This window comes from Streptomyces sp. NPDC053432 (genome assembly GCF_055585365.1).
In genome coordinates, this window is sequence record NZ_JBVJKF010000017.1 from 1 (window position 1) to 15,950 (window position 15,950).

Here is a 15,950-nt window from a genome sequence, read left to right on the forward strand (position 1 = left end):
GCGTTTCAGACTCTATCAGAGTCTTTCTCGCTCGCTTTCCGGGTCTTCGCTTTCGCGTTTTCCCTTCCGGCGTTTCCGACTCTATCAGACTCTTTCGGGCCTGACTCCCAGTCAGAGGGGCTTGCCTTCGGGGCTGTTGGGCCCTTCCGGCGAGTGAGACAGTAGCGGATTCCCCGCCCCCGAACCTAATCGGCGGCGGCGTCCTCGGACGCGGATTCCTCATTCGCAAATACGCATGAAAACGAGACGACGAAGTGCGTCGTTTCGTTCGAGTGTGTAGTGCGGGATGGCTGTCCGGGGACCGACCGGGGTCGGCGCTCACGTCGGACAACTCGAAGAACCTTACGGACCTGGGACACCTGTGTCAACCCCCGGCTGGGCGGGTCACACGGGCCGGTGAAACCTCACGACGAACTGACCTCCCGCCGTCTACCCTCGACGCATGACTACGCATGCGCTCACGCTCAGCCTTCGCTGGTGGGCCGCCTGACGGCGGCCGACCTTCCACGCGAGCACGCATGCGCTCACGGCCGCCGCCTCGGCGGCCGTTTCTGTTTCTCCCCTCCCGGGAGTGGCTCGGTCGCCCGGCGCGACGGCTTCGGCGTCACCACTCACACACGACAGGGAGAGCAGGACATGACGAGGATCTTCAGCGGGATCACGCCGTCGGGGCATCTGACGCTGGGCAACTACCTGGGGGCCATCCGGCAGTGGGTCGCCGCCGAGCAGCCCGCCGGGGGCGCGCTGTTCTGCGTGGTGGACCTGCACGCGCTGACCACCGAGCACGATCCGGCGCGCGTGGGGCGGCTGAGCAGGCAGGCCGCGACGCTGTTCCTCGCCGCCGGGCTGGATCCGCGGCGGTGCACCCTCTTCGTACAGAGCCATGTCGACGAGCACACCCGGCTCTCGTACCTGCTGGAGTGCACCGCAACCGACGGGGAGCTGCGGCGGATGATCCAGTACCGGGAGAAGGCGGCGAAGGCCGAGGCCGCCGGGCAGGGGGTACGGCTGTCCCTGCTGACGTATCCGGTGCTGATGGCCGCCGACATCCTGGCCTACGGGGCGGACGAGGTGCCGGTCGGCGAGGACCAGCGACAGCACGTGGAGCTGACGCGGGACCTGGCCGTCCGGTTCAACCAGCGGTACGGACACACCTTCACCGTGCCGAAGGCGACGGTCCCGATGGTCGCCGCGCGGGTCATGGACCTCCAGCAGCCCACCGCGAAGATGGGGAAGTCCGCCGAGAGCGGCGCCGGGATCGTCTACCTGCTCGACGAGCCGGCGGTGATCACCAAGAAGGTGATGCGGGCCGTGACGGACAGCGGGGACGACGGGGTGGTCTACGACCGGGCCACCCGGCCCGGGGTGGCGAACCTGCTGGACGTGCTGGCCGCCTGCACGGGTGGGGAACCGGAGAAGCTCGCCGCGCAGTACGGCCAGTACGGGCCGCTGAAGCGGGACGTCGCCGAGGCGGTGGTGGAGCTGCTGCGTCCACTGCAGGAGCGGCACGCGGAGCTGGCGGCCGATCCGGGCGAGGTGGAGCGGGTGCTGCGGGAGGGGGCCGGGCGGGCCCGGGCCATCGCGCGGCCGGTGGTGGACCGGGCCTACCGGGCCATCGGGCTGCTGGCGCCCTGACGGCGGGACGGGAATGCGGCAGGGCCCGGCATCGCCGGGCCCTGCCGCAAGGTCGCCGTAGGGTCCCCTTCGGGTGCCCCTCGGGTGGCCTTCGGGTCAGTTGCTGCCGCCGGCGAGTTCGCGGCTGCGGTCGCGGGCGGCTTCGAGGGCGGCGATCAGGGCGGCTCGTACGCCGTGCTTCTCCAGCTCGACGATGGCGTTGATGGTCGTGCCGGCCGGGGAGGTGACGGCCTCGCGGAGCTTGACCGGGTGCTCGCCGCTGTCGCGGAGCATCACGGCGGCGCCGATCGCGGCCTGGACGATCAGGTCGTGGGCCTGGGCGCGGGGCAGGCCGAGGAGGATGCCGGCATCGGTCATCGCCTCGACGAGGTAGTAGAAGTACGCGGGTCCGGAGCCGGAGAGGGCGGTGGCCGCGTCCTGCTGGGACTCGGGGACGCGCAGGGTCTTGCCGACGCCGCCGAAGATCTCCTCGGTGTGGGCGAGGTGCTCCGCGGTGGCGTGGCTGCCGGCCGAGATGACGGACATGGCCTCGTCGACGAGGGCGGGGGTGTTCGTCATGACGCGGACGACGGGGGTGCCGGGGGCGAGCCGTTCCTCGAAGAAGGAGGTGGGGATGCCCGCGGCGCCGCTGATGACCAGGCGGTCGGCGGGGACGTGCGGGGCGAGCTCTTCGAGGAGCTTGCCCATGTCCTGCGGCTTGACGGTGAGGATGAGGGTGTCGGCGCGCTTGGCGGCCTCGGCGTTGGAGACCGCCTCGACGCCGTAGCGGCGGCTGAGTTCCTCGGCGCGTTCGGCGCGGCGGGCAGTGACGAGGAGTTTCGAGGCGGGCCGCCCGCCGCGGATCATTCCGCTGAGCAGGGCCTCGCCGATCTTGCCGGTACCGAGGACTGCCACTGTCTGGGTCATGCCCGATTCACCTCGCCGAACTGTTCTGGCTGCTCTGACTGTTCCGACTGCTCTGACTCTCGTCCACATCCTTGCACCCGGGCCGGGCAGCGGGCGGGAGTGTCCGGAGTGCGGTCAGCCCCTCCGGGTGGTCACGGGGTGCGGCGGCGGAGGGTGGCCGCGCCGAGGGCGAGTACGAGCAGGGCGCAGGCGGCGACGATCACGGCGTCGCGGACGAAGTCGGCGGTCATGTCGGTGTGGGTGAGGACCTGGGTCATGCCGTCGACGGCGTAGGACATGGGCAGAACGTCCGAGATGCCCTCGAGGACCGGGTGCATGGTGCTGCGGGCCGCGAAGAGGCCGCAGAGGAGCAGCTGGGGGAAGATCACGGCCGGCATGAACTGGACGGCCTGGAACTCGGAGGCGGCGAAGGCGGAGACGAAGAGGCCGAGGGCCGTGCCGAGGAGGGCGTCGAGCAGGGCGACGAGCAGGAGCAGCCAGGGCGAGCCGATGACGTCGAGACCGAGCAGCCAGAGGGCGAGGGCGGTGGCGAGGAGGGACTGGACGACGGCGACGGCCCCGAAGGCGAGGGCGTAGCCGGCGATGAGGTCGCCCTTGCCCAGCGGCATGGCGAGGAGCCGTTCGAGGGTGCCGGAGGTCCGCTCGCGGAGGGTCGCGATGGAGGTCACCAGGAACATGGTGATGAGGGGGAAGATCCCGAGGAGTGACGCGCCGATGCTGTCGAAGGTGCGGGGGCTGCCGTCGAAGACGAAGCGCAGCAGGGTCAGCATCAGGACGGGGACCAGCAGCATCAGCGCGATGGAACGCGGGTCGTGGCGGAGCTGGCGCAGGACGCGGCCGGCGGTGGCGAGGGTACGGGCGCCGTTCATCGCTGGTTCTCCCTTGCGAGGGCGTTGGCTTCGTCGACCAGGCGGAGGAAGCCCTCTTCGACGGTGGCGGAGGCGGTACGGGTGCGCAGTGCGTCGGGGGTGTCCTGCGCGAGGATGCGGCCCTCGCGCATGAGGAGCAGGTCGTGGCAGCGCTCGGCCTCGTCCATGACGTGGGAGGAGACAAGGATCGTGGCGCCGCGGGCGGCGGCGATGTCGTGGAAGAGGTTCCACAGGTCGCGGCGCAGGACGGGGTCGAGGCCGACGGTGGGTTCGTCGAGGACGAGCAGCTCGGGGGTGCCGAGCAGGGCGACGGCGAGGGAGACGCGGCTGCGCTGGCCGCCTGAGAGGTTGCCGGCGAGGGCTCCGGCGCGGGTGGTGAGGTCGACGTCTTCGATCGCGCGGGCCACGGCGTCGGCGCGGCGGTCCGCCGCCGGCCGGCCGGGGTCGAGGATCGCGGCGAAGTAGTCGAGGTTCTGCCGGACGGTGAGGTCGTCGTAGACGGAGGGGGCCTGGGTGACGTAGCCGATGCGGGAGCGGAGCTCGGGGTGGCCGGCGGGGCGGCCGAGGACGTCGAGGGTGCCGGTGACGTGGGCCTGGGTGCCGACGACGGCGCGCATGAGGGTGGACTTCCCGCAGCCGGAGGGGCCGAGGAGGCCGGTGATGCGGCCGCGGGGGACGTCGAAGGCGATGCCGTCGAGGACGGTGCGCGGGGTGCGGCCGGTGCCGCGGCGGACGGTGAGGTCTTCGGCGTGGACGGCGGGGGCGGCGAGTGCGGCGGCCGGGGCCGCCGGGACGGCGGGATCCGGGTCCGCGGCGGCCCGGTCGCGCGGGTTATTCATCATGTGATGAATAATGCTCCTGGGGGTGCCAGGGCGTCAATCGGCCGGGGGTGGACGCTCGGACGCGCTACTTCTTGCGCTTGGGGCGGCGCGCTGCGGGGTTGCCCGTACGGGCACTGCGGCGGCGCTCGAACTCGGTCCTGGCCCGCTCGTACTCGGTGCGGCGGAGCTTCTCGCCGGGGGCCTCGGTGAGGGAGCGCAGGAAGTACGCGACGAGGGAGCCGATGAAACCGATCGTCTTGAGGCCCTTGAGGGCGGCCTCGTCGGAGGACGGGGCGGGGCGGCGGCCGAAGGACTCCCAGGTCTTGGCGAAGGCGATGGCGCTGGCGATCGCGAAGAGGACGACGACGGAGATGCTGAGGAACGGGCCGACGTCGCCGATCTCCAGACCCTCGTAGGCGAGGCGGAGCAGGTACGCGGCGACGACGGCGGCGAGGAGCGAGCCGACGGCCAGGCCGACGCGGCGCAGCGCGTAGCCGCCGTCGTGGTTCACCCAGGTGGTGCCGAAGAACCGGATCGCCTCGGGCTCGGGGCCGGTGGGCGCGGTGGGCGCCGAGGCCGAGGCCGGGGCCGGGGCCTGCGCGGCCGGCTCGGCGGGGGTGCTCTGGTCTCGCTGGTCGTCGCTCACACCAGCGATTATCCCTCGCCGTGCCGGTCCGGCCGGGTGCGTCTCACGTGTCAGACGGGACGGGGCGGGGCCGGGGCCCCGGGTCCGTCAGCCGCAGCGGCCCGCGACGTAGCCGTCACTGCCCGTCTTCACATAGGCGTCCGAGACGAACCGGCCGTTGCCGATGCAGTCCCAGAGATCGGTGGTGCCGTACGGGCCGGTCACCGTCGTGCCGGGACCCTGGCAGCGGATCGTGACGTAGCCGCCGGCCGGCAGCACGTCGACGATCGAGTAGTTGGTCCCGGGACCGCTGCGGACGTTGACCCGGTAGCCGGGCGCCAGCGGGTACGTCGTCAGCCCCGCGTCGGCGGTCTGTATCTGGCTTGAATCGTTCTCGGTGGACATGCGAAATCTCCCCCCTCAGGTGTTGCACTGCGCAACGCGCGCAGGGTAGCAAGCCCTTGGGTGCTCGCACGGGCCATCGACTAGGCTCCGGCAGGGGTGGTGAGCGGTGCAGTCGCTGTGCGCGGACTACGCGGGGTTTCCGGAATACGCCGGGCAGTACCGGCTCGAGTCCGTGCTCGGCTCCGGCGGCATGGGGGTCGTCCACCTGGCCACCTCCAGTTCGGGGCTGAAACTCGCCGTCAAGGTGGTGCACGCCCAGCACGCGGTGGATCCCGAGTTCCGGGCGCGGTTCCGGCAGGAGGTCGCGGCCGCCCGGCAGGTGAGCGGGGCCTTCACCGCGCCCGTGGTGGATGCCGACCCCGACGCCGAACGGCCGTGGATGGCCACCCTGTTCATCGACGCCCCGACGCTTTCCGAGCGGGTACGGGAGCGGGTGCTGGACCCCGTCGAACTGACCCGGCTCGCGGCCGGGCTGGCGGAAGCCCTGCGGGACATCCACCGCGCCGGGGTCGTGCACCGGGACCTCAAGCCCAGCAACGTGCTCATGGCCCCGGACGGGGTGCGCGTCATCGACTTCGGCATCTCGCGCCCGGCCGACAGCGACCTGCGGACCGAGACGGGGAAGCTGATCGGCACACCGCCGTTCATGGCGCCGGAGCAGTTCCAGCGGCCCCGGGAGGTGGGGACGGCCGCCGACGTGTTCGCGCTGGGCGCGGTGCTCGTGCACGCGGCGACGGGGCGCGGGCCGTTCGACTCCGACAGCCACTACCTCGTGGCGTACCAGGTCGTGCACGCCGAACCCGACCTGACGGGGCTGCCCGCGCGGCTCGTCCCGATCGTGGCCCGCTGCCTGGCGAAGGACCCCGCCGAGCGGCCGACCGCCGCCGCGCTGATCTCGGAGATGCGCGCCATCGCGTATCCGACGGGCGAGGACACCCAGGCCTTCATACCCCGGCCGCGCCGGCCCGTGGTGGAAGAGGAGATCACGCACCTGCGGGATGAGCGGATCACCCCGGATACGGAGGGCGCCGGAAAGCGACGCAGGCCGGCACTGCTGGCGGCGGGACTGGCACTGCTGCTCACGGCCGGAGCCGTCGGGGGCTGTCTGCGGTTCGGGCCGGACGCCGGGGAATCGGGCCGGGGCGCGGGCCCGCGTTCCGGGGCGTCCGCGGTTCCGGGAAAGAGCTTCGCGCCGTGGGCCGTGTCCCTGGTCGGCCGCCCCGTGGCGTGCTCGGCCGAGGCCGGATCGCTGTACTGCTCCGGGCAGGGGCTGGCCGCCGCGCGGCTCGACCCGGCGGACGGCTCGCTGCTGTGGTCCGTACGCACGACCGCACCGGATCCCGGCACGGCGACGACGGCCGGCGTCCCCCTGCACGCGGGCGGGGTGGTCCTGGTCCCGGCGCCGGGCAGCGAGCTGCTGCAGGCGCTGGACCCGGGGACGGGTGCCGAGCGCTGGCGGCGGAAGCTGCCCGGCGGCACCGGCGTGGTGACCGCGGGCCCGCACGTCCTCACGGTGTCGGCCGGCGGAAGCGTCACCGCCCTCGATCCGGCGACCGGCGCCCAGCGCTGGACCAAGCAGATCGGCGGCTCGGGTTCCGTCTGGTGGGGCGGTCAGGGGCAGGCCGGACCGCCCGTGCTCCACGTGTCGACGCCGGAGGCCGACGGCAGGTCGTCCCGGGTCGCCGAGGTGGACCCGGCGACCGGGGCCACCCGCTGGCAGGTCCGGACCGCCGGACGACTGCGCCCCGTCGGCACGGCGAACGGCGCCCTCTGCCTGCTGGAGAACGACGCCGGTACCAGGACGGACGGCGTCGTACGGGTGGAGACCGGCGGGGCCCACGCGGTCCACCGGGTGCGGCTGCCGGCCCCGCTGGACGAGGTGGACGCCTCGGTGGGCCCGGACGGCACCCTGTACGTCTTCGAGGCGCGGGGCGCCCTCGTCGCGATGGGAGCGGACAAGGAGCTGTGGCGCCTGGAGACCGGCGTCGCCGCCGCCTCCCGGCCGGTGTTCGCGAACGGGCTGCTGTACCTGACCGCGTCGGACGGAAGGCTGCTGGCCGTCGACGCGAAGGCCGGTCGGCTGGTGGGGCAGACCAAGCCCCGGATGGGCTCCGGCGCGGGTGTCGTCAGCGCGACCCTCCCCGCCCCCGTCGTCGCCGGCGGCCGGGTGTACGGGTCGGCGCCCGATGGGACCGTGTTCGCCGTGGACGCGGCGAACCCCGCCGGCTGGTGATGCGGCCGGCGGGGTTCGCAAGGGGTGGGCGGGTCAGCCCAGGCGGCTGACGTCGCGGACCGCGCCCTTGTCGGCGCTGGTGGCCATCGCGGCGTACGCGCGCAGGGCCGCCGAGACCGTACGGTCGCGGTCCTTCGGGGCGTAGACGCCGCCCAGGGCCTCGTGGCGGGCCGCCAGCGTGGCCTCGTCCACCAGGAGCTCGATCGAGCGGTTCGGGATGTCGATGCGGATCCGGTCGCCGTCCTCCACGACCGCGATGTTGCCGCCCGAGGCCGCCTCCGGGGAGGCGTGGCCGATGGAGAGGCCCGAGGTGCCGCCGGAGAAGCGGCCGTCCGTCACCAGGGCGCAGACCTTGCCGAGGCCGCGGCCCTTGAGGAAGGAGGTCGGGTAGAGCATCTCCTGCATGCCGGGGCCGCCGCGCGGGCCCTCGTAGCGGATGACGACGACGTCGCCCGCCTTGATCTCCTTGCGGAGGATCTTGTCGACGGCTTCGTCCTGCGACTCGCAGACGACCGCCGGACCCTCGAAGGTCCAGATCGACTCGTCGACACCGGCCGTCTTGACGACGCAGCCGTCGACGGCGAGGTTGCCCTTGAGGACGGCCAGGCCGCCGTCCTTGGAGTACGCGTGCTGGACGGAGCGGATGCAGCCGCCCTCTGCGTCGAGGTCGAGGCTCTCCCAGCGCTCGGACTGGGAGAACGCGGTGGCGGAGCGGACGCAGCCGGGGGCCGCGTGCCACAGCTCCATGGCCTCCTCGGAGGCGGTGCCGGAGCGGGCGTCCCACTTCGCCAGCCAGTCCTCCAGGTTGGCGGAGTGGACCGAGGTGACGTCCTTGTTCAGGAGGCCGCCGCGGTGCAGCTCGCCGAGGATGGCGGGGATGCCGCCGGCCCGGTGGATGTCCTCCATGTAGTACGTGCCGCCGGGCGCCACGTTGGGCGCGACCTTCGCCAGGCAGGGGACGCGGCGCGAGACGGCGTCGATGTCCTTGAGGTCGTAGTCCAGACCGGCTTCCTGGGCCGCGGCCAGCAGGTGCAGGATCGTGTTCGTGGAGCCGCCCATGGCGATGTCGAGCGCCATGGCGTTCTCGAAGGCCTCGCGGGAGGCGATGTTGCGGGGCAGGACGGAGGCGTCGTCCTGCTCGTAGTACCGCTTGGTGATCTCGACGACCGTACGGCCGGCCTCCTCGTACAGGGCGCGGCGGGCGGTGTGCGTGGCGAGCGTCGAGCCGTTGCCGGGCAGGGCCAGGCCGATGGCCTCGGCGAGGCAGTTCATCGAGTTGGCGGTGAACATGCCGGAACAGCTGCCGCAGGTGGGACAGGCGTTCTCCTCGATGCGCAGCACGTCCTCGTCGGAGACGTTCTCGTTCGCCGCGTCGACCATGGCGTCGATCAGGTCGAGCTTGCGGACGGTGCCGTCCACCAGCGTCGCCTGGCCGGCCTCCATCGGGCCGCCGGAGACGAAGACGACCGGGATGTTGAGGCGCATGGCGGCCATCAGCATGCCGGGGGTGATCTTGTCGCAGTTCGAGATGCAGATCAGGGCGTCGGCGCAGTGCGCCTCGACCATGTACTCCACGCTGTCCGCGATCAGGTCGCGCGAGGGCAGGGAGTAGAGCATGCCGGCGTGGCCCATGGCGATGCCGTCGTCGACCGCGATCGTGTTGAACTCGCGCGGGATGGCACCGGCGGCACGGATCGCGTCGGAGACGATGCGGCCGACCGGCGCGAGGTGCGTGTGCCCGGGGACGAACTCGGTGAACGAGTTGGCGACCGCGATGATCGGCTTGCCGATGTCCTCGCTCGCTACGCCCGAGGCACGCATTAGGGCGCGTGCGCCCGCCATGTTGCGGCCGTGGGTGACGGTGCGGGACCTCAGCTCGGGCATGGTTCACTCCCCATGAGTGCGGCTGTACGGTCAGCCGCGACTGCGGATATGGCTCAGCTACGAGGCTACGCCCATGGCCCGGGATACGGACAGCTCGTCCGGATCCCGGGACGAGAGGGTCACTCTTCGGGCAGGTCGCGGCGTGGAAGCGGGTCGGCTTCGGGCCCGGGGTCAGGCCGCGGTCAGGCCGCGGTCACACCTCCGCCGTGCCTCCGTCGGGCCTCCGTCACGCCTCGGTCAGGTACCGCTGCAGGGTGGGCGCCACGAGGGTCACGATGGCCTCCGGATCCGCCGAGGCCATCGGCTCGACCCGGACCACGTACCGCAGGATCGCGATACCGACCATGTGCGAGGCGGCCAGCTCCGCCCGGAACGTCGGATCGGGCACGTCGAGCTCGACGGCGACCCGCTCCAGCACCCGGCGCAGCACCAGCCCGCGCAACACCTTCGCGGCGGCTTCGTGGGTCAGCGCGGAGCGGATGACGGCGAGCAGCGGGACCCGGGTGACCGGGTTCTCCCACACCCCCAGGAAGTAGCGGGCGAGCCGCTCCCCGATCCCGTCCGGACCCTCGCCGAGGATCGCCGGGACCACCAGGGCGGGCTCCATGCTCACCTCGATGGCGGCGGCGAAGAGATCCTCCTTGCTGCCGAAATAGTGGTGCACCAGGGCCGGGTCCACCCCGGCCACCTTCGCGATGCCGCGCACGGACGTCTTGTCGTACCCGCGTTCCGCGAACACCTCCCGGGCGGCGAGCCGGATGCGCTCCTGGGTGCCGGGACCGTCCTCGGCCTCGTCCTGCCGCGGCCGGCCCGGACCGCGCCGCCGCTTCACGGGCTCGCTCACGGGCGCCGGGCCTCGTGCGGGCGGGGCGTCCGGGCCGCCGGGGTGGCTGCGAGGTGCAGCCTCGTGAACGCCAGCGCCTCGGCGAGATCGGCCTCCCGCTCCGCCGAGGACATGGCCCGCCGCGTGTTCACCTCGATCACGACGTGCCCGTCGAACGACGTCCCGGCCAGCCGTTCGAGCAGCTCGGCGCAGGGCTGCGTACCGCGCCCCGGGACCAGGTGCTCGTCCTTCGCCGAACCGTTTCCGTCGGCCAGGTGCACGTGGGCCAGCCGGTCGCCCATCCGGTCGATCATCGCGGTGGCGTCGGTCCGCGCCGTCGCCGTGTGGGAGAGATCGACGGTGAAATGCCGGTAGTCGTCCTTGGTCACGTCCCACTCGGGCGCGTAGGCGAGCATCTCGCGGTCCCGGTACCGCCACGGGTACATGTTCTCGACGGCGAACCGCACGTCCGTCTCGTCGGCCATCCGCCAGATCCCGGCCACGAACTCCCGCGCGTACTGCCGCTGCCACCGGAACGGCGGATGCACGACCACGGTGCTCGCCCCCAGCCGCTCGGCGGCGGCCTGCGCGCGCTGCAGCTTCGTCCACGGATCCGTCGACCACACGCGCTGGGTGATCAGCAGGCAGGGCGCGTGCACGGCCAGGATCGGAACCTGGTGCTGCTCCGACAGCCGCCGCAGGGCGTCCACGTCCTGGCTGACCGGGTCCGTCCAGACCATGACCTCGACGCCGTCGTAGCCGAGGCGCGCGGCGATCTCGAAGGCCGTCGCCGTGGACTCCGGATAGACGGAGGCCGTGGAGAGGGCGACTTTCGCGGTCGGGACACGGACTGGTTCTGCCACGGAGACAGCGTACGGGGCTCAGCGGGCCCGGGCGGGATGGCTTTGCTCACCCGAGGCCGGCCGCTTGCCGCGCGCGTACGGTGGAAATGCGGCCGAACGGGCAAGCCTCGGCGGGCTTGCTCCCGCACAGGAGGGAAAGGCCATGCCCGAGCACAGGGTCGGCACACCGGAGGAATTCGAGGCAGCCCGCCGGGAACTGCTCGTGGAGGAGAAGGAACTCACCCGCCGCGGCGACGAGCTCGCCCGCAAGCGCCGCGAGCTCCCCTGGGTGGAAGTCCCGGAGGACTACCTCTTCGAAACCGAGCGGGGCACCGAACCCCTGGCGGCCCTCTTCGACGGCCGGTCCCAACTCCTCGTCTACCACTTCATGTTCGGGCCGCCGTACGAGGCCGGCTGCCCGGTCTGCTCCTCGATCGCGGACACCCTGGACCCCAACGCGGTCCACCTCAGGGCCCGCGACGTCACACTGATCTGCTCCTCGCGTGCCCCCCTCGGCAAACTCCTCGCCTACCGCGCCCGGATGGGCTGGAGCTTCGACTGGGTCTCCTCGGGCGGCAGCGACTTCCACCGCGACCTCGGGTTCCAGTACACGGAGGAGGAACTGGCCCCCTTCCTCGGGGGCGAGATCCCCCCGACGGTGATCCAGATGGCGAACGCGACCGGCACGGACGTCCTCGGCTACGTCACCGAGGGCCCCGGGATGAGCTGCTACGCCCTCTCGGAGGGCACCGTCTACCGCACGTACGTCACCACGGCCCGCGGCCTCGAACCGGCCATGGCCTACTACGGCCTCCTGGACCGCACCCCACGGGGCCGCCACGAGGAGGCCGACCAGCCCCACTGGCTGCGCCGCCACGACGAGTACGGCGGGGGCGGCGGGGGCGGAGACGGCGGGGGTGGTGCAAGCGCCGAGTAGCGGCGGAGGGCTGAGGGGGTGATGGCCCGATCGCGCGTGGACCCGTACGTGCGCCCGCCCGCGCCCGTGCGTACGCCCCTAGCCCACCGGCTCCCCCGGTGTGGGCAGGTGGTCCAGGCGGCGCAGGATGACGCCCTCCCGGAGGGCCCACGGGCAGATTTCCAGGACGTCCACGCCGAAAAGGTCCATCGCGCCCTCCGCGACCAGCGCGCCCGCAAGGAGCTGGTGCGCGCGGCCCTCCGAGACTCCCGGGAGGGCCGAGCGCTGGGCCGTGGTCATCGCGGCGAGGCGGGGGACCCACTCCTCCAGGGACTTGCGGGTCAGGTCGCGCTGGACGTACAGGCCCTCCGCCGAGCGGGCCGCGCCCGTGATCCGCGCCAGCTGCTTGAAGGTCTTCGAGGTCGCCACGACGTGGTCCGGCACGCCGAAGCGGTTGAACTCGCCGACCGTGCGGGCGATCTCCGCCCGTACGTGCCTGCGCAGGGAGCGGATGTCCAGCGGGTCGGGCGGGTCGCCGGGGAGCCAGCCCGCCGTGAGGCGGCCGGCGCCCAGCGGGAGGGAGACGGCCGCGTCCGGGTCCTCGTCGATACCGAACGCGATCTCCAGGGAGCCGCCGCCGATGTCGAGGACCAGCAGCTTCCCCGCCGACCAGCCGAACCACCGCCGCGCCGCCAGGAAGGTCAGCCGGGCCTCGTCGTCGCCGCTGAGCACGGGCAGGTCGATACCGACCTCGGCCTTGACCCGCGACAGGACCTCGTCCGCGTTCGTCGCCTCGCGCACGGCGCTCGTCGCGAACGGGAGGACGTCCTCGCAGCCCTTGTCCTCGGCGGCCTGCACCGCGTCCGCGAGTACGGAGATCAGCCGCTCTATGCCCTCGGGGGTGACGGCGCCGCCCTCGTCGAGCAGCTCCGCCAGCCGCATCTCCACCTTGTGCGAATGTGCGGGCTGCGGGCGCGCACCGGGGTGCGCATCCACCACCAGCAGGTGGACCGTATTCGAACCCACATCCAGGACACCGAGTCTCATAGGGGGAAACGCTACTGCGGCGAACACGCGGGGGTCGCGTAAGGGGCGTTTACGCTTGGGTTTGTGCCACATATGAAGAAGGCCGACAAGACCCGGTCGAAGAAGGACTCGGGCAAGGGCAAGGCCAAGAGCAGCCCCAGCAGCACGCAGAAGCCGGCGGACTCCGACGAGAAGGGCCTGGACTTCCCCCGGGCCTGGGTGGAGTTCCCCGACCCCGCCGACGCCGAACAGGTCTTCCGCTGCGACCTGACCTGGCTCACCTCCCGCTGGACCTGCATCTTCGGCAGCGGCTGCCAGGGCATCCAGGCGGGCCGGGCCGCCGACGGCTGCTGCACGCTGGGCGCGCACTTCTCCGACGAGGACGACGAGAAGCGCGTCGCCGAGCACGTGGCACGGCTGACGCCGGAGCTGTGGCAGTTCCACGACGTCGGCAGCGAGACCGGCTGGACGCAGTTCGACGACGACGGGGAGAAGCAGACCCGCCGCTGGGACGGCGCCTGCATCTTCCTGAACCGGCCCGGTTTCGCGGCCGGGGCCGGCTGCTCGCTGCACATCCTCGCCCTGCGGGAGGGCAAGGAGCCGCTGGAGACGAAGCCGGACGTGTGCTGGCAGCTGCCGATCCGCCGGACGTACGACTGGATCGACCGGCCGGACGACACCCGCGTGCTGCAGGTGTCCATCGGGGAGTACGACCGCCGCGGCTGGGGCCCCGGCGGGCACGACCTGCACTGGTGGTGCACGTCGGCCACGTCCGCGCACGGCGCGGGCAAGCCGGTGTACGAGTCGTACAAGGCGGAGCTCACCGAGCTGATGGGCAAGGAGGGCTACGCGGCCCTCGTGGAGCTGTGCGAGGCGCGGCTGGCGTCGCTGCTGCCGATGGCTCCGCACCCGGCGGACCCGGTCTAGTGCTGTGACCGGCAAGGTGCACCGGGTCACGGCGCAGCACTAGGCGGCACCCGGGGCCCGGCGGCAGCGCCCCGGGCCCGGCGGCCACGCCGCCGCTCACGGCCACGCCGCCCCACGGCCCCACCGCCGCTCACGGCCCCGGCGTGCCCCCCGGCCCCGGGGAAGCCGATCCGCCCGGCTCCGGGCCCGGGCCCGGCTCGCTCGCCGCGGGTGTCGGCGTCGGGGACCCGGGCGGGGTCTCGGACGGCGTCGGGGCGGGGGTCTGCGCCGGGGTCGCGGTGGGGGTCGGCTGCGGGTTCTCGGACTGGCCGGGGGTCGGGGTCGGAGCCGGGGTCGGCGTCGAGGGCGGCTGCGGTGCCGGGCGTCCCCGGCCCTGGATGGAGACCACGGTGCCGCCCGGGTCCACGCCCACCCGGGCCCTCCAGGCGCCCACGGGCTGGGCCTCGGGGTCGACGGCGACGGTCAGGGTGACCGATTCTCCTGGGGCCAGGGTCCCCGCCGTACGGCTCGTCCGCAGCCAGGGGGCGTCGGACCACAGCCGCCAGTCCACCGGGGCGCCGCCGGAGGCGGTGAGGGTGAGCACGGTGGTGCTGCCGTACGAGGACGCGGCCACCGTGAGCCGGCCGGCGGCCCCGGCGCGGTCCGTCACCGGGGGGCCGCTGCTGATCACCTCGACGGAGACGTCGGGTTCCCCGCTGTCCGGGGCGAAGCCGGGGGTGCCGGTGGTGGCGGTTGTGTTCCCGGTGTTCTCGTACGCGGCCAGCGGGTGGCCGTCGGTACGGGCCGTCGGGAGCTCCGACTCGCTGGCGGAGATACGGGCGGACGCGCCGCCGGCGGGCTCGGCCGTGCTGGGGGCGCCGCGGTACGCCGCCCACAGCGCCAGGACCGGGGCCGCGACGACGGTGGCGACGACGGTGGTGGTCACGGCGCGGGCGCGCAGCCGGTCGCGGCGGGCGACGCGGTCCTTGGGGTCCATCGGGAAGCCGGTGCGGTCGAAGCGCGGGCCCGGGCCGCGTCCCCGGCCGGCGCGGCCGGAGCGGAGCATCGCGGCGTGGACGGCGGTACGGGGTGCCGGGACGAGCGGGAGGCCGACCGGGTCGATGCCGCCGGAGCCTGGCCACGGGGCCGCGGCGCCCACGCGTTCGGCGACGCGGCGGCAGCGCGGGCAGTCGTCGACGTGGCGGACGAGCTCGGCGCGCAGGCTGCTGGAGAGGAGGACGCCCCCGCCCGCGAACCCGCCCGCGCCGCCGGGTGTTCCGCCCGTCCCGTCGTCCCCGGTGAGCCGGGAGACCGCCGGGCAATTGCCGGTCTCGACGACGGCGAGGGCGGCGCGGGTGCGTTCCACCTCGCAGGCGGCGCCGGTCAGCAGTTCGCGGGCGGCGGCGGCGGACGTGCCGAGGACGGCGGCGAGTTCGCCGACGCCGAGGCGGTGGCGGACGGCGAGTTCGAGGGCCTCGCGCTGTTCGGGCGTGGTGCCGGCGGCCTCGGGCCACGCGAGGCGGGCAAGCTCGGTGCGGCGGTAGGCGCTGACGTCAAGCGGGCGGTGCGCGGGCGACGCGGGTCTCGTGGGCGTCCCGGTGGGGTCCGGGGTTCCGTCACCACCCGGCGCACGACCGTGGCCGGTGTGCTCCGGCGCACGCCGGGCGGAATGCGCGCCCTGTCTCGCGCGCCGCTGCTCCGCGAGCCTGCGCAGGCAGCCCCAGCGGGCCAGGGCGTACAGCCAGGCCCGCCGCTCCCCCTCGTGCGGGCAGCGGCCGGGGTACCGCTCGGCCACGGCGAGGACGTCGCCGAGCACGTCGGTGGCGGTGTCGTGGTCGCACAGGACCGACAGGCAGTACGTGAACAGGCCGTCCAGGTAGGGCTCGTGCCGGAAGGCGGGCGGCTGCTCCGCGTCGAGGGGGCCGCGCCCGTGCGCCCGGTGTGCGCCGGTGCGCGGTGAGGGGTGTGCCTGGTGGCTGCTGTTCACCTGGCGACCGTAGGCGGCTCGCCGGTGACGCCTCGGAAGCCTTCAGCACATTTAGCCCTTACGGGTGAACAG

General features: G+C 73.2%; 14 protein-coding genes. 4 read left to right on the forward strand and 10 right to left on the reverse strand.

Features of this window, described 5'->3' with window-relative positions; translation table 11 throughout:
- The first annotated feature begins 636 nt into the window (after window positions 1–636).
- Entirely contained in the window at window positions 637–1,635 is a 999-nt protein-coding gene (gene trpS, locus ACZ6Y1_RS25445) for a tryptophan--tRNA ligase (RefSeq protein WP_469634083.1), read from the forward strand.
- Between the two features lie 96 nt (window positions 1,636–1,731).
- Here the strand turns inward: trpS and proC are convergent, their stop codons facing one another.
- From proC to ACZ6Y1_RS25470, 5 genes are all read right to left on the reverse strand, one after another.
- Window positions 1,732–2,541 carry a pyrroline-5-carboxylate reductase gene (gene proC / locus ACZ6Y1_RS25450; protein ID WP_469634086.1) on the reverse strand — a complete coding sequence of 270 codons (810 nt, stop codon included), beginning with the start codon at window positions 2,539–2,541 and terminating at the stop codon, window positions 1,732–1,734.
- A gap of 131 nt (window positions 2,542–2,672) precedes the next feature.
- The gene (locus ACZ6Y1_RS25455) at window positions 2,673–3,410 is read right to left on the reverse strand and encodes an ABC transporter permease (protein WP_469634089.1); all 738 of its coding nucleotides are present in this window, start codon (window positions 3,408–3,410) and stop codon (window positions 2,673–2,675) included.
- Window positions 3,407–4,252, reverse strand: a complete 846-nt coding sequence (locus ACZ6Y1_RS25460; RefSeq protein ID WP_469634092.1) for an ABC transporter ATP-binding protein — start codon at window positions 4,250–4,252, stop codon at window positions 3,407–3,409. Before ACZ6Y1_RS25460 ends, ACZ6Y1_RS25455 begins: the two co-directional genes overlap by 4 nt.
- A 64-nt stretch (window positions 4,253–4,316) precedes the next feature.
- Entirely contained in the window at window positions 4,317–4,877 is a 561-nt protein-coding gene (locus tag ACZ6Y1_RS25465) for a hypothetical protein (protein WP_469634095.1), read from the reverse strand.
- Between the two features lie 87 nt (window positions 4,878–4,964).
- Complete coding sequence (locus tag ACZ6Y1_RS25470; RefSeq protein WP_469634099.1) at window positions 4,965–5,261, reverse strand: peptidase; 297 nt, start codon at window positions 5,259–5,261, stop codon at window positions 4,965–4,967.
- A 106-nt stretch (window positions 5,262–5,367) separates the two neighbouring features.
- Here ACZ6Y1_RS25470 and ACZ6Y1_RS25475 point away from each other — a divergent pair, with 106 nt between their 5' ends.
- Window positions 5,368–7,494, forward strand: coding sequence for a protein kinase domain-containing protein (locus ACZ6Y1_RS25475; protein WP_469634103.1), 2,127 nt, complete (start codon window positions 5,368–5,370; stop codon window positions 7,492–7,494).
- Window positions 7,495–7,527: 33 nt separating this feature from the next.
- On the opposite strand, the gene ilvD is transcribed toward ACZ6Y1_RS25475, so the two are convergent.
- From ilvD to ACZ6Y1_RS25490, 3 genes are all read right to left on the reverse strand, one after another.
- Complete coding sequence (gene ilvD, locus ACZ6Y1_RS25480) at window positions 7,528–9,378, reverse strand: dihydroxy-acid dehydratase (RefSeq protein WP_469634106.1); 1,851 nt, start codon at window positions 9,376–9,378, stop codon at window positions 7,528–7,530.
- Window positions 9,379–9,604: 226 nt separating this feature from the next.
- Window positions 9,605–10,222: a TetR/AcrR family transcriptional regulator gene (locus ACZ6Y1_RS25485; RefSeq protein WP_469634109.1), complete on the reverse strand. Its 618-nt coding sequence runs from the start codon at window positions 10,220–10,222 to the stop codon at window positions 9,605–9,607.
- Window positions 10,219–11,064, reverse strand: coding sequence for a sugar phosphate isomerase/epimerase family protein (locus ACZ6Y1_RS25490; protein WP_469634112.1), 846 nt, complete (start codon window positions 11,062–11,064; stop codon window positions 10,219–10,221). Before ACZ6Y1_RS25490 ends, ACZ6Y1_RS25485 begins: the two co-directional genes overlap by 4 nt.
- A 142-nt stretch (window positions 11,065–11,206) precedes the next feature.
- Here ACZ6Y1_RS25490 and ACZ6Y1_RS25495 point away from each other — a divergent pair, with 142 nt between their 5' ends.
- Window positions 11,207–11,980: a DUF899 domain-containing protein gene (locus tag ACZ6Y1_RS25495; RefSeq protein WP_469634116.1), complete on the forward strand. Its 774-nt coding sequence runs from the start codon at window positions 11,207–11,209 to the stop codon at window positions 11,978–11,980.
- A gap of 78 nt (window positions 11,981–12,058) precedes the next feature.
- Here the strand turns inward: ACZ6Y1_RS25495 and ACZ6Y1_RS25500 are convergent, their stop codons facing one another.
- Window positions 12,059–13,006, reverse strand: a complete 948-nt coding sequence (locus ACZ6Y1_RS25500; protein WP_469634119.1) for a Ppx/GppA family phosphatase — start codon at window positions 13,004–13,006, stop codon at window positions 12,059–12,061.
- A gap of 63 nt (window positions 13,007–13,069) precedes the next feature.
- On the opposite strand from ACZ6Y1_RS25500, the gene ACZ6Y1_RS25505 reads away from it, so the two are divergent.
- On the forward strand, window positions 13,070–13,912 hold the full coding sequence (locus ACZ6Y1_RS25505) for a DUF3109 family protein (RefSeq protein WP_469634122.1): 843 nt from the start codon (window positions 13,070–13,072) through the stop codon (window positions 13,910–13,912).
- Between the two features lie 130 nt (window positions 13,913–14,042).
- On the opposite strand, the gene ACZ6Y1_RS25510 is transcribed toward ACZ6Y1_RS25505, so the two are convergent.
- Window positions 14,043–15,878, reverse strand: coding sequence for a BACON domain-containing protein (locus tag ACZ6Y1_RS25510; protein ID WP_469634126.1), 1,836 nt, complete (start codon window positions 15,876–15,878; stop codon window positions 14,043–14,045).
- Window positions 15,879–15,950: the final 72 nt, after the last annotated feature.